26 protein-coding genes are annotated in these 20,641 nt (G+C 64.9%); 7 read left to right on the plus strand and 19 right to left on the minus strand.

Annotation, left to right across the window (positions count from 1 at the left end; all coding sequences use genetic code 11):
* The 15 genes from AC2FL1_RS09185 to ruvC all read right to left on the minus strand — a co-directional run.
* A partial coding sequence (locus AC2FL1_RS09185) for a formate--tetrahydrofolate ligase (RefSeq protein ID WP_496876709.1) occupies positions 1 to 345 on the minus strand: 345 nt, incomplete at its 3' end.
* Positions 346 to 510: 165 nt separating this feature from the next.
* Complete coding sequence (locus AC2FL1_RS09190) at positions 511 to 1,086, minus strand: MOSC domain-containing protein (RefSeq protein ID WP_496876710.1); 576 nt, start codon at positions 1,084 to 1,086, stop codon at positions 511 to 513.
* A gap of 114 nt (positions 1,087 to 1,200) precedes the next feature.
* Entirely contained in the window at positions 1,201 to 3,114 is a 1,914-nt protein-coding gene (ftsH, locus tag AC2FL1_RS09195) for an ATP-dependent zinc metalloprotease FtsH (RefSeq protein WP_496876711.1), read from the minus strand.
* Between the two features lie 78 nt (positions 3,115 to 3,192).
* Entirely contained in the window at positions 3,193 to 4,452 is a 1,260-nt protein-coding gene (tilS, locus tag AC2FL1_RS09200; protein WP_496876712.1) for a tRNA lysidine(34) synthetase TilS, read from the minus strand.
* Positions 4,443 to 5,258, minus strand: a complete 816-nt coding sequence (ybgF, locus tag AC2FL1_RS09205) for a tol-pal system protein YbgF (protein ID WP_496876713.1) — start codon at positions 5,256 to 5,258, stop codon at positions 4,443 to 4,445. Before ybgF ends, tilS begins: the two co-directional genes overlap by 10 nt.
* A 4-nt stretch (positions 5,259 to 5,262) precedes the next feature.
* On the minus strand, positions 5,263 to 5,775 hold the full coding sequence (pal, locus tag AC2FL1_RS09210) for a peptidoglycan-associated lipoprotein Pal (RefSeq protein ID WP_496876714.1): 513 nt from the start codon (positions 5,773 to 5,775) through the stop codon (positions 5,263 to 5,265).
* A 91-nt stretch (positions 5,776 to 5,866) separates the two neighbouring features.
* On the minus strand, positions 5,867 to 7,186 hold the full coding sequence (tolB, locus tag AC2FL1_RS09215; protein ID WP_496825574.1) for a Tol-Pal system beta propeller repeat protein TolB: 1,320 nt from the start codon (positions 7,184 to 7,186) through the stop codon (positions 5,867 to 5,869).
* On the minus strand, positions 7,183 to 8,343 hold the full coding sequence (gene tolA / locus AC2FL1_RS09220) for a cell envelope integrity protein TolA (protein WP_496876715.1): 1,161 nt from the start codon (positions 8,341 to 8,343) through the stop codon (positions 7,183 to 7,185). The genes tolB and tolA overlap by 4 nt, the downstream gene beginning before the upstream one ends.
* A gap of 9 nt (positions 8,344 to 8,352) precedes the next feature.
* Entirely contained in the window at positions 8,353 to 8,832 is a 480-nt protein-coding gene (gene tolR / locus AC2FL1_RS09225; RefSeq protein ID WP_496876716.1) for a protein TolR, read from the minus strand.
* Positions 8,833 to 8,835: 3 nt separating this feature from the next.
* Positions 8,836 to 9,531 carry a protein TolQ gene (gene tolQ / locus AC2FL1_RS09230; RefSeq protein ID WP_234139756.1) on the minus strand — a complete coding sequence of 232 codons (696 nt, stop codon included), beginning with the start codon at positions 9,529 to 9,531 and terminating at the stop codon, positions 8,836 to 8,838.
* A 107-nt stretch (positions 9,532 to 9,638) separates the two neighbouring features.
* Positions 9,639 to 10,022, minus strand: coding sequence for a tol-pal system-associated acyl-CoA thioesterase (gene ybgC, locus AC2FL1_RS09235; protein ID WP_496876717.1), 384 nt, complete (start codon positions 10,020 to 10,022; stop codon positions 9,639 to 9,641).
* Positions 10,019 to 10,645, minus strand: coding sequence for a hypothetical protein (locus tag AC2FL1_RS09240; protein WP_496876769.1), 627 nt, complete (start codon positions 10,643 to 10,645; stop codon positions 10,019 to 10,021). The genes ybgC and AC2FL1_RS09240 overlap by 4 nt, the downstream gene beginning before the upstream one ends.
* Before the next feature lie 177 nt (positions 10,646 to 10,822).
* Positions 10,823 to 11,848 carry a Holliday junction branch migration DNA helicase RuvB gene (gene ruvB, locus AC2FL1_RS09245; protein ID WP_496825581.1) on the minus strand — a complete coding sequence of 342 codons (1,026 nt, stop codon included), beginning with the start codon at positions 11,846 to 11,848 and terminating at the stop codon, positions 10,823 to 10,825.
* A gap of 46 nt (positions 11,849 to 11,894) precedes the next feature.
* On the minus strand, positions 11,895 to 12,569 hold the full coding sequence (gene ruvA / locus AC2FL1_RS09250; RefSeq protein WP_496876718.1) for a Holliday junction branch migration protein RuvA: 675 nt from the start codon (positions 12,567 to 12,569) through the stop codon (positions 11,895 to 11,897).
* Positions 12,566 to 13,063: a crossover junction endodeoxyribonuclease RuvC gene (gene ruvC, locus AC2FL1_RS09255; RefSeq protein ID WP_496825584.1), complete on the minus strand. Its 498-nt coding sequence runs from the start codon at positions 13,061 to 13,063 to the stop codon at positions 12,566 to 12,568. Before ruvC ends, ruvA begins: the two co-directional genes overlap by 4 nt.
* 331 nt (positions 13,064 to 13,394) lie before the next feature.
* Here ruvC and AC2FL1_RS09260 point away from each other — a divergent pair, with 331 nt between their 5' ends.
* Positions 13,395 to 13,613 (plus strand): DUF1127 domain-containing protein, encoded by a 219-nt coding sequence (locus AC2FL1_RS09260; protein WP_496825586.1) that lies wholly within the window; start codon positions 13,395 to 13,397, stop codon positions 13,611 to 13,613.
* 82 nt (positions 13,614 to 13,695) lie between these two features.
* Here AC2FL1_RS09260 and AC2FL1_RS09265 read toward each other — a convergent pair whose 3' ends face one another.
* The 4 genes from AC2FL1_RS09265 to AC2FL1_RS09280 form a co-directional block, all read right to left on the minus strand.
* The gene (locus AC2FL1_RS09265) at positions 13,696 to 14,040 is read right to left on the minus strand and encodes a hypothetical protein (protein WP_496825588.1); all 345 of its coding nucleotides are present in this window, start codon (positions 14,038 to 14,040) and stop codon (positions 13,696 to 13,698) included.
* 99 nt (positions 14,041 to 14,139) lie between these two features.
* Complete coding sequence (locus tag AC2FL1_RS09270) at positions 14,140 to 15,018, minus strand: 50S ribosomal protein L11 methyltransferase (RefSeq protein WP_496825590.1); 879 nt, start codon at positions 15,016 to 15,018, stop codon at positions 14,140 to 14,142.
* Positions 15,018 to 16,412: an MATE family efflux transporter gene (locus AC2FL1_RS09275; protein WP_496825591.1), complete on the minus strand. Its 1,395-nt coding sequence runs from the start codon at positions 16,410 to 16,412 to the stop codon at positions 15,018 to 15,020. Before AC2FL1_RS09275 ends, AC2FL1_RS09270 begins: the two co-directional genes overlap by 1 nt.
* Before the next feature lie 4 nt (positions 16,413 to 16,416).
* Positions 16,417 to 17,652 (minus strand): MFS transporter, encoded by a 1,236-nt coding sequence (locus tag AC2FL1_RS09280; RefSeq protein WP_496825593.1) that lies wholly within the window; start codon positions 17,650 to 17,652, stop codon positions 16,417 to 16,419.
* A gap of 169 nt (positions 17,653 to 17,821) precedes the next feature.
* Between AC2FL1_RS09280 and AC2FL1_RS09285 the strand changes: the two genes are divergently transcribed.
* The 6 genes from AC2FL1_RS09285 to AC2FL1_RS09310 all read left to right on the plus strand — a co-directional run bounded on the left by AC2FL1_RS09285 (position 17,822) and on the right by AC2FL1_RS09310 (position 20,627).
* Positions 17,822 to 18,886 carry a YeeE/YedE family protein gene (locus AC2FL1_RS09285; protein ID WP_496876719.1) on the plus strand — a complete coding sequence of 355 codons (1,065 nt, stop codon included), beginning with the start codon at positions 17,822 to 17,824 and terminating at the stop codon, positions 18,884 to 18,886.
* Positions 18,887 to 18,988: 102 nt separating this feature from the next.
* On the plus strand, positions 18,989 to 19,369 hold the full coding sequence (locus AC2FL1_RS09290; protein WP_496876720.1) for a COG4315 family predicted lipoprotein: 381 nt from the start codon (positions 18,989 to 18,991) through the stop codon (positions 19,367 to 19,369).
* A gap of 15 nt (positions 19,370 to 19,384) precedes the next feature.
* Complete coding sequence (locus AC2FL1_RS09295; protein WP_496876721.1) at positions 19,385 to 19,807, plus strand: sigma factor; 423 nt, start codon at positions 19,385 to 19,387, stop codon at positions 19,805 to 19,807.
* The gene (locus AC2FL1_RS09300) at positions 19,741 to 19,890 is read left to right on the plus strand and encodes a hypothetical protein (protein ID WP_496876770.1); all 150 of its coding nucleotides are present in this window, start codon (positions 19,741 to 19,743) and stop codon (positions 19,888 to 19,890) included. The genes AC2FL1_RS09295 and AC2FL1_RS09300 overlap by 67 nt, the downstream gene beginning before the upstream one ends.
* Before the next feature lie 6 nt (positions 19,891 to 19,896).
* A complete protein-coding gene (locus tag AC2FL1_RS09305) occupies positions 19,897 to 20,232 on the plus strand; it encodes an anti-sigma factor family protein (RefSeq protein ID WP_496876722.1) in 336 nt (111 codons plus the stop codon).
* Between the two features lie 80 nt (positions 20,233 to 20,312).
* On the plus strand, positions 20,313 to 20,627 hold the full coding sequence (locus tag AC2FL1_RS09310) for an anti-sigma factor family protein (RefSeq protein WP_496876723.1): 315 nt from the start codon (positions 20,313 to 20,315) through the stop codon (positions 20,625 to 20,627).
* Positions 20,628 to 20,641: the final 14 nt, after the last annotated feature.

Raw genomic sequence — 20,641 nt, forward strand, 5'->3', positions numbered from 1 at the left:
ATAGCCGCCCCCGGCAGCACCCCCCTTCATGCCGAAGTTCGGCCCCAGAGACGCCTCGCGGATACAGATCATCGCGTTCTTGCCGATCCGGTTCAGACCGTCGCCCAGACCCACCGTGGTCGTGGTCTTGCCCTCGCCCGCAGGCGTCGGGTTGATCGCCGTCACCAGGATCAGCCGGCCATCGGCGCGGTCCTGAACCGAATCGATGAACCCCTGGCTCACCTTCGCCTTGTCATGACCATAAGGCAGCAACTCCTCCGCCCCGATCCCCAGCTTCGCGCCAATCTCCAAAATCGGCTTCTTGTTTGCCTCGCGGGCGATTTCTATGTCGGATTTATAGGCCATGGGTGCAATCCCTGCTTGGTGTCCTGGTATACCGGCGCACACGCGCCGGGCTGGTGACAGGAGTAACGTCGCATTTGCAGGGGCAGGATATGGATTCCGACATATTCGCGACGCGAAACGTCGCGCGCTGATTTCGCGGGTCGCGGATCGGAAACCGGTTCCGCGTTATGGTGCCCAGGGGCGCTGATCGGGAATGAACAGCGTCAGGTCATCGCCCAGCCGCAAAGTACCGGGCCGTTCGACCCAGGCGGTGACGCCGCGCCGATCCTGTGCCGCGGGCTTGAAGGCCGCGCCATGACCGGGCTTGTCGGCCTCGACTTCGCGTCCCGGCAGGACACAGGGGCGATTTTCCATGTCGATGGTCAGGGTGGTCCCGTCCCTGCTCTGTAAACGCGAAGAGGGCGGTACATGGGTGAAATCGGGAATGCCACTGACCACGATCGAGGCGCCGAGCCAAGCCGGGTCGAGCCGGTCCAACCCCATTTCAGTGGCGATGGCAGCCAGTTCCTCGGCCGACAGAATCGTCAGCTGACGCACATTGCGGATCTCGGTATCGCGGTCATAGAGGTTGCGCACTCGCACGCAGGACGGACGCGTGGCGCCCTCGTGCCGCTCGCCTGTTACCCCGGAAAAGCTAAGCTCCAGCATATCGACAGGTTCCGCCCGCAGCACCCCACCCGCAGGCACCCACCCCAGCCATTCAACCCGGCCTAAATGACCGCTTTTCTCAAGAACTGGCATTAGTCCACTTTCCTTACAGCAACGGTGGCAACCTTAGCTGCCTCGCTGTCGGTGACCAGCCAAAACGAAAAAGGCCCGGGCGGATGCCGGGCCTTTCTGTCAATTCGGTCGCGATCAGGTTGTGGGTTCGGGTTCCAACCCACCCGCAGGCGGCGCCTTGGGCTTCGTTTTGGGGATCGCGGTCACGCTGGCGGCGTTGCCCTGATCCTTGCCCGGATCCTCGTCATCGCTTTCATGCGGAGGTTCACCCTTCATGACCCGCTTGATCTCGTCGCCGGTCAAGGTCTCGTACTCCAACAGACCCTGTGCCAGACGTTCCCAGTCCTCGCGGCGCTCGGTCAGGATGGCATGGGCCTGATCATAGCCTTGCTGGATGAAGCGTTTGACCTCTTCCTCGATCAGCTCCTTGGTATGGGCCGAGACCGAGAAACCGGCAGTATTGCCCGAATATCCCTCATGCGCTTCGGCATAGTCGATATTGCCGACCTTGTCCGACATGCCCCAGCGCATCACCATGGCGCGGGCCAGCTGGCTAGCCTGCATGATGTCACCCGCCGGTCCGTTCGAAACATGGTCCTCACCATATTTGAGAACTTCCGCCGCCTTGCCCGCCATGGTCATCGCCAGTTTCTGCTGGCATTCGTCGCGATGCCAGTTCAGCCGGTCCATTTCCGGCAGGCTGACCACCATGCCCAGCGCGCCGCCGCGCGGGATGATCGTGGCCTTGTAGACCGGGTCGCACATCGGCAGGGCAAGCCCCACCACCGCGTGACCCGCCTCGTGATAGGCGGTCTTTTCCTTCTGGTCCTGGGTCAGCACCATCGAGCGGCGCTCGGCCCCCATCATGACCTTGTCCTTGGCGTTCTCGAAATCCTCCATGGTCACGAAACGCCGGCCCACGCGGGCGGCCATCAGCGCCGCCTCGTTCACCAGGTTGGCCAGATCGGCACCCGAGAAGCCCGGCGTGCCGCGCGCAATGATGCGCAGATCGACATCGGGGCCCAGCGGGGTCTTGCGCGCGTGCACGCCCAGGATTTTCTCGCGGCCCTTGATGTCGGGGTTGCCGACGGTGACCTGACGGTCGAACCGGCCCGGACGCAGCAGCGCGGGATCCAGCACGTCCTTGCGGTTGGTGGCCGCCAGGATGATGACGCCCTCGTTGGCCTCGAACCCGTCCATTTCCACCAGCAGCTGGTTCAGCGTCTGTTCGCGCTCGTCATTGCCGCCGCCGTAACCGGCGCCACGATGGCGGCCCACGGCGTCGATCTCGTCGATGAAAACGATGCAGGGCGCGTTTTTCTTGGCCTGTTCGAACATGTCGCGCACACGGCTGGCACCCACACCCACGAACATTTCCACGAAATCCGAACCGGAAATGGTGAAGAAGGGCACGCCCGCCTCGCCCGCGATGGCGCGCGCCAAGAGCGTTTTACCGGTGCCCGGAGGGCCCACCAAAAGCGCGCCCTTGGGAATCTTGCCCCCCAGACGGCTGAATTTCTGCGGATTGCGCAGGAATTCCACGATCTCTTCCAGCTCTTCCTTGGCCTCGTCGATGCCCGCGACGTCATCAAAGGTGACGCGACCATGCTTCTCGGTCAGCATCTTGGCCTTGGATTTTCCGAAACCCATGGCGCCACCGCGCCCGCCGCCCTGCATCCGGTTCATGAAATAGACCCAGACCCCGATCAGCAGCAGGAAAGGCAGCAGCGTGATGAGGAAGGACTGGAACCCCGATTGCTGCTGCTTTTCGGCGCGCACCGGGATGTTCTTGTCGATCAAGAGGGTGGTCACCTCGGCATCGCCAGGCTTGATCGTGACGAAATCGCGACCATCAGTGGTGCGGTAGCGAATCTGCTCACCGTCTAGGATCACCTTTGTCACATTGCCTTCATCGACGGCACTGACAAATTCAGAATAGGTCTTTTCCTGGCTCTGCAAGGTTCCGCCCGACCCGCTGAACAGGTTGAACAGAGCGAGAATCAACAGGAAAAGGACGACCCAGAAGGCGATGTTACGTGCGTTGCCCAAGGACATTCTCCCAATACTTTCCGGCCGCGGAACTCCGCAGCCAGCTTGTTTCTTAAAATAGAGAGGATCGGGCGAGGTTCAATGCGATAAAAGGGACGCGTAGAAGTCTTCTTCACCGCTTTCCAATTCGGCAGTCCAACCATTGGGCAATCCGGCCAGTGGCGCGGCGACCAGAGTGTCGCCGCTCCAGACCGACGGGCTGGCGATCAGCGCCGCATGGGGGCGCCCGGTCAGACGCCAGTCCGGGCAGAGTTTCAACCCCGCCGCGCCCAGAGCGCGCAACTCTCCGTTCTTGACCACCGGGCCGCGCAGCACCCAGCGCCCATCCCACAGTTCGCCCTGCGGTGCGGTGTGGGTTTCAACCGCCTTGTGTTCACGACAAAACCGGATACGGCGCCCCTGCCCCAGGATCAGGCACCCTCCCAACTGGCCCGAACGCTCGTGGCGCAGCGCAGCAAGTGCCTCTGCCACCGCGGCACGGCGCGGCGGATATTCGCCACCACCGATCCAGCCGACGATATGCAACAGCATCCGTCGCGCGATCTCGTCAGGCAGGGTGCGAAAACCGCGCGGCTCGAGCAGGACGTCGCCGCCATCGATCCGGGTCAGGTCGCGCGCCGCCAGAAAAGTGTACCAGTCCAGTGCCTCGCGCGCGCGCGCCATGTTGGCCGCCACCTCTGCCAGACCCTGCGCGTCTATGCCCAAGGGTGCCAGATCCGCCAGCGCCCGACGCGCCTTGATGCGGTCATAACGGGCATCCTCGTTTGACGGGTCGTCGGCCCAACTGATGCCTTCGATACGCAAAAAGTTGCGCAGCGTGTCGCGGGTGATGCCCAACAGGGGCCGGATCAGCACCACCCCGTTCTGCATGCGTCGCGGCGCCATGGCGGCAAGCCCGGATACACCGGCGGATCGACTCAGCCGCATCAGCAGCGTTTCCGCCTGATCGTCGGCGGTGTGAGCCAGCGCCAGCGTGGTCACACGGTTGCGCAGCGCCCATTCGGTCAGCAACGTATAGCGGGCGCGGCGGGCCTGGTCCTGAAGATTGCCCTCGCCGGTCCAGCCGGTCCAGCGCAGGGTTTCATGCGACAGACCCAAGCCAGCGGCCTGGCGGGCGACCAGCGCCGCCTCGGAGGCTGCCTCGGGCCGCAAGCCATGGTCGACTGTCGCGACCAGCAGCGTGACGTCACGACCCGGGAAACTGCGGGCCAGCAGATGCATCAGAGCAATCGAGTCCCCACCCCCGGAAACGGCAACGCCCAGCCGCCGAGGCGGCTGGGCGGAGAACTGCGCCCTGAGATGGTCGACGAGGTTCTGGCCGCCAGCCGTCAAGAGCACCCCAGCGAGGACATTTCCCGATTTGCCTCGGCGACGGCAGCCGCCGAAGGGAACCGGACCGATACTTCGCCCAGCGTGATACAAGCCTGGCTGGTCTGCCCCAGTCGACCCAACGCTGCACCCAGCTGGAAAAGCGCCTCGGCGGCAAGCGGCCCGGTACTGTCACCGGTAAAGCTGGCCAGATAGGCGCGGGCCGCCTCGCGGGTGTCGCCCGTTCCGTCCAGTGCCTTACCGCGTTTCAGATGCGCCTCGGCGGCCAGCGGACTGCCGGGATAGGAGGCCTCGAACTGCGCAAAGAGGTCAGCCGCCTTGGCATAGTCGCCCGCCTCGAGTGACTCGCTGGCGCTGTCGAACTCGGCCTGTTCGCCCACCGCAAGTTCGGTCTTTGGCTGGCTGGATTGCGGCGCCGCCGCAGGTGTCGCCGGCGCCTCACCGCCCAAGGTTGTGCCCTGAGACAGGGTCGAGATGTCGCAGTCGGCTTCCAACTCGCACAGACGGAATTCCAGATCGCCCACCCGGTTGCTGCCATCGGCCACCACCCGGTCGATCCGGGCATTGAGCTGTTCGGTCAGCCGGGTAAGTCGCTGCAATTCTGCCTCGATGGCATCGACCCGCTCCAGCACCGTGCCTCCCGCCGCCGAAGGCGAGGGCGATCCGGTGGTCGAGAACTCGCGCTTGAGCCGCTGCACCTCGACATGCAGGACGGTCAGTTCCTGCCGGATATCGGCCAGGGTCTGCTGATCCTGCGCCGGAGCTTGCCCCGCAAACGCAAGAGAAACCGCCAGAACCGCGCCTGCAACTCTCATCAGATTACCCCGTCAGATCCGTCGTCAGAACCGTCACCGCACGGCGGTTCTTGGAATAGCAGGCCTCGTGGCTGCAAATCTCGATCGGGCGTTCCTTGCCATAGCTGACAGTCTTGAGCCGGCTACCGGCAACCCCGCGAGAAATCAGGTATTCGCGGGCAGCGTTGGCGCGGCGGGCGCCCAGCGCAAGGTTGTATTCGCGGGTGCCTTGTTCGTCGGCATGACCCTCGATTGTGGCGGTATAGTCGGTGTTGGTCAGCAACCACTGCGCCTGCGCACCCAGTGTTGCCTGCGCCTCGGCGCTGAGCGTCGACTGATCGACCGCAAACAGGACACGATCACCGATCGCCTGATTGAAATAGGCCGGTGATGTGGGATCGCTCACCAGGCCGCTGCCGGCGCCCGCGCCGGCGCCGTTCAGATCGACGGAATTTCCATCGCCCAGATCCTCGGGATTTGTGCAGGCGGCCAGCGCCACCAGCGCGCCCAGGGCGGCAAGCTTGCTCAATACGTTCATTTCAGGTGCCTCGCCTATGCTTTTTGTTGGCTCTTTCATACCACATCGGCTCGCCCATGTGAACGCGAACCGAGGTGGGGAAAACCGGGGTTTACTTTTGCAGCGGCGACCACGAAGGATCGCTGCCGCCATCGGGGGTGCGGACCGGGCGCAGATTGCGGCCCGAAATATCGACGGAATAGAGCGCGGCGCGCCCGCTGGCGCCCTGCGTCTCGCGGGTGAACATGATCACGCGGCCATTGGGAGACCAGGTCGGCCCTTCGTCCAGGAACGAAGCGGTCAGCAGGCGCTCTTCGCTCCCATCGGTGCGCATCACGCCGATATGGAACCTGCCCTTGCTCTGCTTGGTGAATGCGATCAGGTCGCCACGCGGCGACCAGACCGGCGTGCCATAGCGGCCCTGACCGAAACTGATCCGCGTGGCCTCGCCGCCCGAGGCGGACATGACATAGAGCTGCGGCGTGCCGGACCGGTCACTTTCGAACACGATGCGGCTGCCGTCCGGAGAATAGCTGGGTGCGGTCTCGATCGAGGGGGCGCTCGTCAGCCGGGTGCTTTGCCCTGAGGCGATGTTCATCGCGTATAGGTCGGTATTGCCGCCTTGAGCCAGCGAGAAAACAACCGTCTGGCCATCGGGCGAAAAGCGCGGCGCGAAACTCATGGTGCCGTCCTGACTTTGCAGGACGCGCTGCTGAACCTGCCCCACATCAAGAATATGAATACGCGGGAAACCGCCCTGATAACTTGTATAGAGAACCCGGTCGCCGGACGGAGAAAAGCGCGGAGCCAGCACGATCGAGGAACTGTCGGTCAGATACTGCACGTTGGCGCCGTCGTAATCCATGATCGCCAGCCGCTTGCGGCGCTGGTCCTTGGGCCCGCTTTCCGAGACAAACGCAACGCGGCTGTCGAAATAGCCGCCTTCGCCGGTGATCCGGCTATAGACCGCATCGGCCACCTTGTGTGCCATGCGGCGCCAGCCGTCGGTGGTGCCTGCGAATTGCAGGCCGCTGCCCAGTTCGGCCCCGGCGAACACGTCCCACAGGCGGAACCGCACCGTCAGACGGTTGCCCGATACACTGACCGCGCCGGTGATCAGCGCCTGCGCGTTGATCGCCTTCCAGTCGGCGAATTGCACCGGCGCATCAAACGAGGTTACCTGGCTGATATAGGCGCTGGACGGGATCTCACGGAACAGTCCGCTGCCGGTCAGGTCCGCAGCGACGACACGCGCGATCTCGACCGCGTATTCGGTGGCCGCGGCACTGTCGGGCACGAAATTCGGCGCTGCATAGGGCAAGGGTTCGATGATTCCCTCATCGATGGTGATCCTGAGCGGTTGGTTCTGCGCCTGGGCCGCTCCGGCCAGCAGCGCTGCACCCAGAACAAGGCTGGTCAGAAATCTCATCATTTGATCCGCATCCTCTCGGGATTGAATGTCATTTCGATATCGCGCCAGTGATCGTATTTTTCACTGGGAAGTTTATAGCCCTTGGCCCCGCAACGGATGATAGCACGGCGCGCGGCCTCGTAGGCCTGTTTCGCGGCCCCCGACGATCCGCCAGAGCTTTCGATCATGCGGATCGAGCCGGTATCGGGTGTGCCGTCGGCATTCATCCGCACCGAAACTACCACTGTCGTCCTCAGCGCCTCGCTGGAAAGCGAGCCCACGTTCCAGCATTGCGACACCGCCACGCGCAGCGAGTCCTTCTCGCCGCTTGTCAGCGGCGGGCCACTGGGGGCCGGTGCGGCGGCCGGTTCCTCGGTCGGGGCCAGCGCTTCGGCCAGGGCGTCGTTGACCGCGCTGCGGGTCTCGGCGGCCTGGGCGGCGGGTGCCGGCTTTGCCTCGGGTTTTGCTGTGGGCTTTGCCTCTGGTGTGGCCGCGGGCTTGGCCTCTGCTGTCTGAGTCGGCTGCTGCGGGCGCGTCTTCGGGCGGGGCGAGCGCGACGGTGCCACCTCGGCCTGGGGGTCAGCCTCAGGTTCAATCCGGTCGGTCGCCTCCTCGGGCGCGGTGGCGGGCTGCTCGGGCTGCGGTGTCTCGGCCCCTTCCTCGGCACTCACGGGCGGGGTTTCAACAGGATCCGGGCGTGCATCGGGCGGCGGTGCTGCTACCGGTTCGGGGGCGACGCGCTCAACCGGGCGCGGTTTCGGACGTTTGCCCGGTGGTTCCGGCAGCAGCACGGTTTCGGGTTCGGGTCGCTCCAGGCTGGGCGCCTCGCTGGGCACCTGCGGTTCCGGGGTGGGCTCGACCGGTTGCGGCGCGGGTTCGGGCTCGGGTTCGGGCCGGGCCACCGGCTGCGGCTCGGGGCGCGCGGGCTCCGGCTCGGGCGCGGGCTCTACCGGCGCGGGCTGTTCGATCGGCGCGGTGGGTTGCTCCGGTTCGACGGGCTGAGGAATGATCTCGGGCGCCTCGCGCGGCGCGCTCAGCGCCGCGAACTCCTCGGCCGAAATGACCGAGACCTCCTGCACCTCGAAAGGCAAAGGATCTGAGCGGAAGGCACCGCCCAGAAAGGCCCATGTAACCAAAGTCACATGGGCGAGCGCGGAAATCTTGGTGCCGGTCTGCAAACCGCTGCCTCACTCTCCGCCACTGTCGAGCCGTGGTCCGCCGGTATCGGTGACCAGCCCGACATTGGAAAATCCGCCCGCGTTCAGCGCGCCCATCACCTGCATGACCTGGGCATAGGGAATGCCGCCATCAGCGCGCAGATAGACGCGGTCGCTGCTGCGTTCGGCAGCAATGGCACGCAGACGCGCAACCAGTTCGTCACGCGGCACGGCAGATGTCTGGATCTGCACCTCACCCGCTGCCGTGACGGTTACGGTCAGCGGCTCCTCGTCATCCGAGGGCAGCGCGCCGGCGGCGGTCTTGGGCAGTTCGACCGGCACCCCGACGGTCATCAGCGGCGCCGCCACCATGAAGATGATGAGCAGCACCAGCATCACGTCCACAAACGGGGTAACGTTGATCTCGGACATCGGCCGGGCGCGACCGCGGCGGCGACCCCGCCGACGCCCGCCTGACCCGCCTTCGGATTGCTGAACCGCGGCCCCCATCGCTCAGCTGTCCAGCTGACGCGAGAGGATGGTGGCGAACTCATCGGCAAACGCCTCGTAGCCCGCAACGATCCGGTCGCTGTCGGCGCTGAGCTTGTTGTAGAAGATGACCGCCGGGATCGCGGCCAAGAGGCCCAGACCGGTGGCCAGCAATGCTTCGGCGATGCCCGGCGCCACAACGGCCAGGTTGGTGTTCTGCTGCTCGGCAATCTCGATGAAGGCGGTCATGATGCCCCAGACGGTGCCGAAAAGACCCACGAAGGGCGCGGTCGATCCGACCGTCGCCAACACCGGCAGGCCGCGTTGCAGCCCTTCGGCCTCCTTGGCGATGGCCACGTCCATCGACCGGTCAATGCGCGCCTGCGCCCCGGCGATCAGGCCGCCGTCGTTGCGATGCGAGCGACGCCATTCGATCATGCCGGCGGCGAATATCTTCTCGGAACTGCCCTCCGGATCCGTCCCGATCTGCTCAAACAACTCGTCCAGCGGCTCGCCCGACCAGAAAGACCGGTCGAACCGGTCCGCCTCGCGCCGGGTCGCGCGATACAGGATGTGTTTCTGAATGATGATGGCCCAGGCCCAGAACGATGCCAGAAGCAGCAACAGCATGACCAGTTTGACCGTCAGCGTCGCGCGGGCAAAAAGCCCCCACATCGAGAAATCGATTTCCTGCGCCAATGCCAGGGCTTCTGTTTCCATGAACCTGCTCTTTATTGCCCTATGACCGGTTTTCCGGCCTTGTTTCGCACGACGCTATAGCAGATTCCCGGCGATTTCCAACAGAACAGCAGAGGCGCCGAAAATTGTTACAGCAATGCGCGAATCTCCGCCGGAAGACGCACCGGGCGTCCCTCGCTGTTCATGCAGACGGCGGTGACGGTGGCCCGAAAGATCTCGGTCTCGCCGCGCCGGACGCTCTGCGCCATGGTCAATCGCACCCCTGACAGTGAGACCACCTCGGTCAGCACCGTCAAGTCGTCCTCGAACCGCGCGGGCGCCAGGTATTCGGCCTCAATCTTGCGCACCACCCAGACCAACCCGGCCTCGCGCATCGCGTTCTGGTCGTTGCCCAGGTTGCGTACCCAGTCCGAGCGCGCCCTCTCGATGTACCGCAAATAGTTGGCATGATAGACGATGCCGCCCATGTCGGTGTCTTCGTAATAGACCCGAACGGGAAACACATGCGTCATTGCGGGCGCTCCATGCGGGCAAAAAGTCTGAGCGCATGAGAGGCGTCCCGCGCCGCCCCTGGCAGGACCGGATCATAGGCCGCACGGATCAACCCGGCAATCTCGGGCCGCAGAATCGTTGCGTCACCCGCCAGCCCAAGCGGCGATTGTTCGCGGAACGCGGCCTCGGACCACAACAGCATGACTTGCACCACCTGGGCCAGCGCCAGCGTCTGGGCCGGCTGTGCCGCCATCTGCGCATCCATACGCAAAAAGACGAATGCCGCGCGGATCGCGCCTCCTTCGTCAAAACGAAAGGCGCGATACTGGTTCGCACTTGCTGCTGTCAGCCGCTCGACCAGCGGCGCCAGATCGGGAATCAGCCTGTCCAAGTCTGGCACCGCCAGCAGTTCCTCCCAGTCACGAAAGAAGAAAACCATGCAGTTGGCCCCCAATTCGGGATCTGTCTCGGCCATCTTGTGGTCCGTCAGCGCCATCACCGCCTCGAACGCGCCCTTTACCACCGACAGCGTTTCATCCTCGACCCCGAACACGATCGGCACCACCGGCCGCCCCCAGCGGGCGAATTGAAAGCTGCCGTCGTCGCGGGTGAACATGGCTTCGATTGTCTCAGGTGTCAGCATGGTGGACAGGCTCCGCAAGAAAGCGCCCCGTTTCTTGTCGAAACCGGCGCCAAGGTCCACCCCCGCCATTGCAAAATCGCAACCTGCGCCCCTTCACTTTGCCCAAAGTACTCCGGGGGAGCCTACAAAATTCGGCGAATTTTGTAGGTGGGGGCAGCGCCCCCTTGCACATCCCCCCTAGCCGAACAGGTCGCTCTGCCCCGGCGGGCGCGGCGCGTCCAGGCCCAGATGCGTCCAGGCCTTCTGCGCCAGCATGCGCCCGCGCGGGGTGCGCTGGATCAATCCCTGCTGCAAAAGATAAGGCTCGATCACTTCTTCCAGCGAATCCCGGCTCTCGCTCAGCGCCGCTGACAGGGTCTCGATCCCCACCGGCCCGCCGCCGTAATTCTCGGCGATCAACTTCAGATAGCGGCGGTCGGCCCCATCAAGCCCCAATTGGTCGACCCCCAGCCGGGTCAGCGCGTGATCGGCCAGTTCGCGGGTGATGCGCCCGTCGCCCTCGACCACGGCGAAATCCACCACCCGGCGCAGCAGTCGCCCGGCGATCCGCGGGGTACCACGAGCACGCCGCGCGATCTCGCGCGCGCCGGCCTCGTCGGCGGGGGCACCCAATTTGCGTGCATTGCGGCTGACGATCTCGAACAACTCGTCGACAGTGTAGAACAGCAACCGGGTGGGAATACCGAACCGGTCGCGCAGCGGCGTGGTCAAGAGACCCATCCGCGTGGTCGCCCCTACCAGGGTAAAGGGCTGCAACTCGATCCGCACCGTACGTGCGGCGGGCCCGTCCCCGATCACAAGATCCAGCTCGAAATCCTCCATCGCAGGATAGAGCACCTCTTCGACCGCCGGGTTCAGCCGGTGGATCTCGTCGATGAACAGCACATCGCGCGCTTCGAGATTGGTCAGGATCGCCGCCAGATCGCCCGCCTTGGCCAGAACCGGCCCCGAAGTCATGCGGAAATTCACTCCCAACTCGCGCGCCATGATCTGTGCCAGCGTGGTCTTGCCCAGGCCAGGCGGGCCATGGAACAGCGTGTGATCCATCGCTTCGCCCCGCTGGCGAGCCGATTGCACGAAGATGCGCAGGTTGGCCCGCGCCTCGGCCTGACCGATGAATTCGTCCAGCGCCTGCGGACGCAGGGCGCGGTCATTGTCCTCGGGCAAAGGGTCGGGCCGCAGGGTCGGATCGGCGTCGGTCATCTGTCATCTCCCGCGAGGACGCCCGCCAGGGCGGATCGAGCGTGCCTCATGTCTTGGGCGCCAGTAGGCGCAGCGACGCGCGGATCAACTCTGACTCTCCAGCCTCGGGCGCTTCGGCGGCGGCCTGTGCCACGGCGGCGGCGGCATCCGAGGGTCCATAGCCCAGGTTCGACAGCGCCGAAAGCGCGCCAGCGGTCGCCGCGCCGGCACCGCTGGGCGCCGCGGTCTTGCGCGGGGCCGGGGTAACCGGCTCGATCACCTCGACCACCTCTGCCGCGCCCTCCATTGCCTGCGCCACCGTGCCGCCCATCGCCATCACGCCCGGCGCCTTGTCCTTGAGGTCGAGCACGATGCGCTGCGCCGTCTTCGGCCCCACGCCCTTGGCCGATTTGACCGAGGCCCAATCGCCCAGCGCAATCGCCCGGCTTACCCCGTCCGGCCCCAATGCGCCCAGAATGGCCAGCGACACCTTGGCCCCGACCCCCTGGACCGAGCACAGTAGCCTATGCCATTCCTTCTCGGCCAGCGACATGAAGCCATAAAGCTGCATCAGATCCTCGCGCACCACCATATCGGTATAGAGCGCCACCACTTCGCCCACGCCCGGCAATGCCGCCAGCGTCCGATCCGAGCAGTAGACGATATAGCCGACCCCGCGCACATCGATCAGCACATGGTCGCTCGCGCGATAATCCAGCCGCCCTGTCAGCTTGCCGATCATGCCCGCACCTCCCTCTGGCTCAGCGCCCGCGCGCCTCCGTAATAGGCGTGGCAGATGGCGATGGCCAGCGCGTCCGCCGCATCCGCCCCCTTGGGAAGGCAGCCGGGCAATTGCAGCTTGACCATGTGAATGACCTGTTCCTTTTCGGCATGGCCCACGCCCACAACCGTCTTCTTGACCCGGTTCGGAGCGTATTCGCCCACAGGCAGCCCGGCCTGCGCCAGCGTCAGCAGCGCCACACCCCGGGCCTGACCCAGTTTCAGCGTGCCCGCCCCGTCCTTGTTGACAAAAGTCTGTTCGATCGCCGCCTGATCAGGTCGGTGCGCGGCGATCACCTCGACGATCTGATTGTGCAGCGACAACAGCCGCTCGCCCAGATCGTCGCCATCGGAATGACACAGCCCGTTGGCCACATGCGACAGCCGACTGCCCCGCGACTCGATCACGCCCCAGCCCAGCGTTCTCAAGCCTGGATCAATGCCAAGTATACGCATGTGTCCGCCCTGCCCGCCCGTTGTTGTAACTTTTTTCACGAATTAGCACGAAAGGGGAACATTTTCCAAGCGCTTTACGCTCACGCATGATTCCGACGCCTCGGATCCCGTTTTCGACTTTCTGCACAAAAGCGACATGCTGCAATGCAGAAAGCGACAGGTTTTCACAGTCGATTTACCCAATATTTCATAAGGGTTTCGGTGATTTTGACCTATGCGCACAGCGCATGCCCAACATGCAATTTGCGCGCTTGCTTTGTCGATTTTCGGCGCCTAGATGCCCGGCTGAAACAACGACCACTACTCACAACCCTATAGAGGACGCACGGATATGGCCGCACTGGACACCACCCGCTTCGCTCAAGGCTCCTTCGGCCTCGTTGGCCGTTTCGCTGCTCTTGGCACCACCATCGCAACCGCGATTGCCGCCTGGAACGACGCCCGCGCAACCCGCAATGCGCTGACCGCGCTGAGCGACCGCGAGCTGGAAGATATCGGCCTGAGCCGCGCCGACATCGACACCGTCGCCGCAGGCAAGACCGTCTACTAAGTTCATCCCGCTCCCTCGGGACAACAGCAAACGCCGCATGCACCATAAGATGCATGCGGCGTTTTTTCTTTGCCGAGGGAAATCAGCGCAGAATGGGTCCGATCTGTTCAGCCACGAACCGGCTTGCCGGATCGGCCTGCATCACCCAAGCTCCGGCCTTTTCGACCGGAGTGCCCTCTGCCAAGCGCGACAGGCGGGCGTCATAACTGTCCGGGCCGAGGCTGGCCAAGAGAAATGCCTTGAACGCCAGGATGGCTAGGCACAGCAGCAACAGAGCCCTGAGCGGGGAACGACCGCTCCCCCGCCGCGGCTTCAACTCGATCAGCCCGTCCGTGCGCATGCGGGCTGTATACCCGCGCGACAGGGCCGCGTGCTTCTTGTTCAGTCGACGAATGCGTTGGTCGAAGTCGACATTGTTATCGACCATGGCAGCCTCCATACACCGGCCCCCACCAGCGTTGTATCCAAGCTACGGTCGAAATGAGGCAAAACCAAGGCCCATGCCTACAATGCCTTTAAAACTGGCTTAAAATGCGTCGTTTTTGCGAAGCAGCAGCGTGGTCCAGTCACCAATCACCCCGCGATCTACAAGATTGGTTCCGGCATGTGAATAAACAGCGATCACGTCATCGGCCTGTTCGTTCAGGATGCCGGATAGAATCGCATAACCGCCGGGTCGCAGATGGGCCACCAGATCGGGGGCCAACGCCACCAGCGGCCCTTTCAGGATGTTGGCAAAGATCAGGTCATAGGGCGCATGCGCCGCCAGTTCCGGATGGTCGAAGCCTGCCGCCTCCAGACAGGTGACCGCGCCCTCCATGCCGTTGGCCTTGAGATTGGCTTCGGCGACCTCGACCGCGACCGCGTCGATATCCGAGGCCAGGAATTCGCCCCGCCAGACCCGCGCCGCCGCCATCGCCAGAACCGCGGTGCCGCAGCCGATATCGGCCACCTTGGCGGCGCTGAATCCCTGCTCGATCAGCCCATCAAGCGCGCGCAGACAGCCCAGCGTGGTGCCGTGGTGCCCGGTGCCAAAAGCCATCGACGCCTCGATCAGCAGTGGGATGCGATCCGCTGGCACCTTGTCGGCGTCATGGCTGCCATAGACAAAGAAACGCCCCGCCTCGACCGGTGCCAGTTCGCGTTTGACATGAGCGACCCAATCCGTTTCGGGCAGTTCCGACACCACGAAGGGCTGGGCGCCATGAACCGCCGCCAGCAGCGCCAGTGAAGTGTCGTCGGGGGTCTCGGTGAAATAGCCGCCGACCTCCCACAGGCCCGAGCCGTCCTCCAGCTCGAACACGCCGATACCGGTGGGTTCGGGGGTCAGGCTCTCCATCGCCTCGCCCAGCGCCTCGGCCTGGGATTTGCCGGTCAGGGTGGTCAGCGCGGTAAAGGTGGGCATCAGCGTCTCCTGTATCTGTCCGGATGCGCGTAGGGCCGTGGCGGCGCGAGGTCAAGCCGTGGCAGGTGACAGCGGCCCAGGCTGACCACGAACCGCCAGCCCCAGAACGCGGCCCCCAGCCCCACCACGAGGCTGCACAGCGCTTGCGCATAGATCACGCCCTCGGCCCCATAGGCACCCGCCAGCCAAAGCGCGGCGGGCAACGTCAGCGCCCCGTCGCGCAGCCAGTTGGTCAGCGTCGCCCGCCGCGCCTTGCCCATCGCGTTGAAGGCCGCATTCGAGACAAAGAGCAGCGCGGCAAAGACAAATCCGCCCGCGCCCACATGGGTAAAGGCATGCAGCACGTCGAGCGCCGGTCCCTGCAGGTCGAACACCGCCCCGATACCGGGGGCGGCAAGGCTGAGCAGCGCCCACATCACCAGCGTATAGCCAAGGCCGAACAGCACCGCGTCACGATAGGTGCTGCGCAGGCGGGCGTGCTCTGCGGCGCCGAAGTTCTGGCCGAAGATACCGCCGATGGCCCCCGCCAGCGAGAAGATGCCGCCAAAGGCCACCACCGTCAGCCGCCCCACCACGGCCCAACCCGCCATCGCTTCATCGCCAAACTGCGCCATGACCGAGGTCAGGATGTAATTGCCGACCGGGGCGGCCAGCTGGGTCAGGATCGCCGCAATCGCAATCGCCATGAAAGGCCGCAGCGTTCCCATGAGGTCGCGCCGCCGGGGCCGGGCCAGCAGGTCATGCGACCCGGTCGCGAAACGCAGCGCCATGGCCAGCATGACAAACCGCGACAACACCACGCCCAGCGCGGCGCCATCCAGCCCCATTTCCAGCCCGTAGATCAGGAACGGGTCAATCACCATCGCCACTCCGCCCGAGGTCAGGGTGACCGACATCGAGCGCATGCCGTCGCCCTCGGCCCTGAGTGCCCCATTGGCGACCATTCCCGCCGCCATCACGCCAAGCGACGGGACCGTCAACGCCAGATAGCGCGCCGCCAATGCCGCCGTTTCACCGGTTGCGCCCGACAGGGCGACGATCTGGTGGCGGAACAGGAAAATCAGCAGCCCGGCAAGGCTCTGAACCGCGAAGGCGATCATCATCGCGCTGGTGGCATGCCGCCGCGCCAGCCCGCGCCGCCCCTGCCCGATCCCGCGCGAGATGAGCGCCACTGCACCGATCATCAGCCCGATGCCGACGCTGACCGACAGGAACTGGATGGCAAAGGAAAAGCCGATCGCCGCCATCAGGCGCGGATCCCCTAGCCGGGAAATCCAGTAGAGATTGGCGGCATCGACCAGAAAGACAAAGGTGATCCCCATCGCGCCGGTCAGGGTCATGCGGATCACATGCCCCATTGTTGCGCCTTCGAGGAACCGCCCGCGCCGCTCCATCCGTTTATTCCGCCGGGGCGGCGGGCATGTATTTCGACAGCACCGTCTCGTTGCCCGGCTCGGGGTGGCGCGGAATCAGCAGCGACAGGCCAAGCGAGATCAGCGCCATGCAGGCCGCCAGCCCGAACACCGCCGCAGGGGACACCACCCAGAGCAGACCCAGCAACACCGGCAGGAACACCGCCGCGATATGGTTGATGGTAAAGGCGACAGCAGCGGTGGGGGCGATATCGGCGGGGTCGGCGATCTTCTGGAAATAGGTCTTCAGCGCCAGCGCCAAGGCGAACAGGATATGGTCGATCACGTAAAGGATCGCCGCCAGCATCACGCCCCAGCCGAACCAGTAGATGCCACCATAGGCGGCAAAGACCATCGCCAGACCGGCATACTCGAATATCAGTGTGCGCCGTTCCCCGAACCGGGCCACCGCCCGTCCCAACAGCGGCGCCACGATCATGTTGATCACCAGGTTGATCAGGTAGAGGCCGGTCAGTTCGTGCACGTCAAAGCCGAACTTCTCGACCATCATGAATCCCGCAAAGACCACAAAGATCTGCCGCCGTGCGCCCGCCATGAATTGCAGCGCGTAGTAAAGCCAGTAGCGGCGGCGCAGGATCAGTTTCTTGGTCTGCGGTGTCGGCGCATCGAATTGCGGATAGGCCAGCAGGCAAAAGAGGGCAATCACCACGGTCAATCCGCCCGCCGCCATGAACACGGTGTTATAACTCAGCTCGAACCGGTCCCAGGTCAGCACGATCAGCCCATAGATCACCAACGTCGAGGCCGATCCGGTGGCCACCAGCCAGCCCAGCATCTGCGGGGCCCGCTCCTTGGACAGCCATTGCAGTTGCAGCGATTGGTTCACCGTCTCGTAATAGTGAAAACCAATCGAACTGAAGAGAGTGACCATCAAGAGCCCGCCAAGGCTGGGAAACCAGGCGGTGACCGCCGTGGCCAGCCCCAGCAATATCAGCGAAATCAGCCCCAGCACCTGCTCGCGCATCACCAGGATCACCGCGATCACCCCAACGGCCAGAAAGCCCGGAATCTCGCGCACCGTGTGCAGCAGGCCGATATCGGCGCCGTCGAAGTTCGCCACCTCGATAACGAAGTTGTTGAGCAGCGCGCTCCACGCGTTGAAGGCGATCGGCATGGCAATGGCCATCGCGAACAACAGCGTGATGGGGCGGCGCCAGAACGGCAGGCCGGCGGCCTGAGACAGGGGAACGGGTCGAAACATGGCAAATGCCTTACGCCCATTCCCCGATCTTGGCGAGAGCAAAGCCAGCGCCGCACATCCACCCTGCACCAGCGCGCAGGACGGTTTGACACCGCCGCATGACCTAAATCAAATCACATATCGGAATGTGTCGCTATAACGGCGCAACTTTTGCAGCGCGGAGAGCGTCATGGACCTTGTCAGCCTTATCGAACGCATCGGCGAAGCCCCAACCGCCGCCCTGTTCGGGCTGATCACCGGCATCACCTTTGGTGTCGCGGCCCAGCGGTCGCGGTTCTGCCTGCGCGCGGCCACGGTCGAATTCGCGCGCGGCCGGATGGAGGACAAGGTGGCGGTCTGGCTGCTGACCTTCTCGACCGCTCTGGTCTGGGTGCAGGCGGCGCAACTGATGGGGCTGATGAACGGTGCCGATGCCCGCATGATGGCGGTGCCCGGCAGCTGGTCGGGGGCGATCATCGGGGGGCTGATGTTCGGCGCTGGCATGGTTCTGGCACGCGGATGTTCGGGGCGGCTGTTGGTGCTGGCGGCGACCGGCAACCTACGTTCCGTCGTGTCGGGGCTGATCTTTGCGGTGGTGGCGCAGATGAGCCTGTCGGGCCTGTTATCGCCACTGCGCGACAAGCTGGCGGCACTGTGGATCACCGAGGGCGGGCGCAACATCAACCTGCTTACCACCTTTGGCCTGCCGGAATACGGCGGTTTGGTGCTGGGCCTGATGTGCGCGGTGCTGGCGCTGGTGCTGGCGCGGCGCCACCGGATCGGCGCGGCGCGGCTGGTCTTTGCCTCGGGCGTGGGTTTTGCCGTGGCGCTCGGCTGGGTGCTGACCTATGCGCTCAGCCAAGTCGCGTTCGAGCCGGTACAGATCGAAAGCGCCACCTTTACCGGCCCCTCGGCGCATACGCTGATGTTCTTTCTCGACCGCAACGCGGTTCTGGAATTCGACGTCGGACTGGTACCGGGCGTGTTCATCGGCGCGATGATCGCGGCGGCGCTGGCGGGCGAGATGAAGATCCAGGCCTTTGACGGGCCGGTCACCATGCGCAAGGCGATGATCGGCGCCGCCCTGATGGGCTTCGGCGGCATGCTGGCGGGCGGTTGCGCCATCGGCGCGGGCGTGACCGGCGGTTCGATCTTTGTCGGCACCGCCTGGGCGGCGTTGTTCTTCATGTGGGTCGGGGCCATGGCCACCGATTTCCTGATCGACCAGCGCGCCGCCAGCCCGTCGCCCGCCTGATCACGAAACCGCGAGGACACGGATTATTTCCGGCGCGGTGGCGTCCTTTGTTCTGCCGGTTGCATGAGGCACCGGTTGCGAGAGATCAGAAGGACACCCGATATGACCCTGAAACCCAGCCTTGCCCTAGCCGCCCTGTCGTTGGCCATTGCCACATCCGCCCTGGCCGCCACCGCGATCCAGACCGGCGACACCGCCAAGGGGGCGGTGCTGACCGATGGCAATGGCCTGTCGCTTTACACCTTTGACAAGGACACGCCTGCCGTATCGAACTGCTATGACGATTGCGCGGCAAAGTGGCCGCCGCTCGAGGCCGCCAACACCGCCCGCCCGCAGGGCGCGTTCGGGATCGTGCTGCGCTCCGACGGCTCGCGCCAGTGGACCCACAAGGGCATGCCGCTTTACACTTGGATCAAGGATGCCAAGGCCGGTGACATCACCGGTGACGGGGTCAAGGGCGTCTGGCGTCTGGCCCGTCCCTGAGGGCGGAGCGGTAGAATGGCGATCCTCGACCAGATCGAAGCCCTGATCCCCGACTTGCGCCGCTATGCCCATGCGCTGATGCGGGACCGCGAGGCAGGCGACGACCTGGTTCAGGATTGCCTGGAACAGGCGGTGGCGGGTCTTGCCGACCGCTGCCCCGACAGTGCGCTCCGGGCGTGGCTGTTCCGCATCCTGACCAACTGGTATCGCGACCTGCGCCGCCGCGCGGCGCGCGCGGGCCATCTGATGGCGGTCGTGGATCTTGTGGTGGAACCGGCGCATCCCGCCGGTCAGGATAGCCATATGGCCTGCGCGAGACCGAGGCCGCGATTGCCCGCCTGCCCGAGGATCAGCGCCGCGCGCTCTTGCTCTTGGCGCTGGCCGGGGCCAGTTTCGACGAGGCCGCGGCGGCGCTCGACATCCCCAAGGGCACGCTGATGTCGCGTCTGGCGCGCGCGGGCCAATCTGAGAACCATGACCGGGCGCGGGGAACCCTCCGCCGGCCAGGCCGAAAGGGGTAAAGACGTATGACCCAGGACCCGCTGAGCGACCAAGAGCTGATCGGCTATTTCGAGGATGCGCTGCCAATGGACGAGCGCGCCGCGCTGGGGGCGCGGCTGGCGCAGGATCCGCGCGCGCAAGCGCTGTTGTCGGACTGGGCGCGGCAGAACGCCGATATCCGCGCGCTTTACGGCGAGGCCGATGCCGAACCGGTGCCCACGCGGCTGAGTGAGGCCCTGCGCCCACCCCCGGCGCCGCGCGCGGCGCTGCTGCGGCAGGCGCTGGCGGGGATGGCCCTGTTGGCGCTGGGTCTCGTGGGCGGCTGGGCGCCCCCGCCCCGGCGCTGGCCGATGCGGCGCTGACTGCGCATAACACCTATGTGGTCTAGGAGCAGCATCCGGTCGAGGTCCCGGCCAGCCAGCGCGACCATATGGACAGCTGGATGTCTAAGCGCATCGGCGCGCCGGTCAGCCCACCGGACCTGTCGGCCTCGGGCTTTGCCCTTATAGGAGGGCGTGTCCTGCCCGCAGGCGACCGAGTGGCCGGGCTCTACATGTATGAAAATGCCCAAGGCCAGCGGATCACCCTCTTTGTGGCGCAGCAAGAGACGGGCGACAGCGCCTTTCGCTTTGCTGGAGACCGGCAGACCGAAAGCCTGCACTGGGCCGAGGGCGGACTGGGATTTGCCCTGACCGGCGCCCTGCCCCGCGACGCTTTGCGCCAGATGGCCACCAGCGCCTATGAGCAGTTGCTGTAGCAGCGGAGGGGCCG

The organism is Ruegeria sp. YKSF070 (genome assembly GCF_059612725.1).

Bases quoted from the DNA above. Each gene is read 5' to 3' on its own strand.
- ruvC (WP_496825584.1), bottom strand. From the start codon at position 13,063: ATGCGTATACTTGGCATTGATCCAGGCTTGAGAACGCTGGGCTGGGGC.
- tolR (WP_496876716.1), bottom strand. From the start codon at position 8,832: ATGGGGGCCGCGGTTCAGCAATCCGAAGGCGGGTCAGGCGGGCGTCGG.
- tolB (WP_496825574.1), bottom strand. From the start codon at position 7,186: ATGATGAGATTTCTGACCAGCCTTGTTCTGGGTGCAGCGCTGCTGGCC.
- ruvB (WP_496825581.1), bottom strand. From the start codon at position 11,848: ATGACCGACGCCGATCCGACCCTGCGGCCCGACCCTTTGCCCGAGGAC.
- AC2FL1_RS09310 (WP_496876723.1), top strand. From the start codon at position 20,313: ATGTCTAAGCGCATCGGCGCGCCGGTCAGCCCACCGGACCTGTCGGCC.
- AC2FL1_RS09280 (WP_496825593.1), bottom strand. From the start codon at position 17,652: ATGTTTCGACCCGTTCCCCTGTCTCAGGCCGCCGGCCTGCCGTTCTGG.
- AC2FL1_RS09265 (WP_496825588.1), bottom strand. From the start codon at position 14,040: ATGGTCGATAACAATGTCGACTTCGACCAACGCATTCGTCGACTGAAC.
- pal (WP_496876714.1), bottom strand. From the start codon at position 5,775: ATGAACGTATTGAGCAAGCTTGCCGCCCTGGGCGCGCTGGTGGCGCTG.
- AC2FL1_RS09270 (WP_496825590.1), bottom strand. From the start codon at position 15,018: ATGCCCACCTTTACCGCGCTGACCACCCTGACCGGCAAATCCCAGGCC.
- tolQ (WP_234139756.1), bottom strand. From the start codon at position 9,531: ATGGAAACAGAAGCCCTGGCATTGGCGCAGGAAATCGATTTCTCGATG.
- ybgC (WP_496876717.1), bottom strand. From the start codon at position 10,022: ATGACGCATGTGTTTCCCGTTCGGGTCTATTACGAAGACACCGACATG.
- AC2FL1_RS09275 (WP_496825591.1), bottom strand. From the start codon at position 16,412: ATGGAGCGGCGCGGGCGGTTCCTCGAAGGCGCAACAATGGGGCATGTG.
- AC2FL1_RS09290 (WP_496876720.1), top strand. From the start codon at position 18,989: ATGACCCTGAAACCCAGCCTTGCCCTAGCCGCCCTGTCGTTGGCCATT.
- AC2FL1_RS09285 (WP_496876719.1), top strand. From the start codon at position 17,822: ATGGACCTTGTCAGCCTTATCGAACGCATCGGCGAAGCCCCAACCGCC.
- AC2FL1_RS09295 (WP_496876721.1), top strand. From the start codon at position 19,385: ATGGCGATCCTCGACCAGATCGAAGCCCTGATCCCCGACTTGCGCCGC.
- AC2FL1_RS09240 (WP_496876769.1), bottom strand. From the start codon at position 10,645: ATGCTGACACCTGAGACAATCGAAGCCATGTTCACCCGCGACGACGGC.
- ybgF (WP_496876713.1), bottom strand. From the start codon at position 5,258: ATGAGAGTTGCAGGCGCGGTTCTGGCGGTTTCTCTTGCGTTTGCGGGG.
- AC2FL1_RS09260 (WP_496825586.1), top strand. From the start codon at position 13,395: ATGGCCGCACTGGACACCACCCGCTTCGCTCAAGGCTCCTTCGGCCTC.
- ruvA (WP_496876718.1), bottom strand. From the start codon at position 12,569: ATGATCGGCAAGCTGACAGGGCGGCTGGATTATCGCGCGAGCGACCAT.
- AC2FL1_RS09190 (WP_496876710.1), bottom strand. From the start codon at position 1,086: ATGCCAGTTCTTGAGAAAAGCGGTCATTTAGGCCGGGTTGAATGGCTG.
- AC2FL1_RS09305 (WP_496876722.1), top strand. From the start codon at position 19,897: ATGACCCAGGACCCGCTGAGCGACCAAGAGCTGATCGGCTATTTCGAG.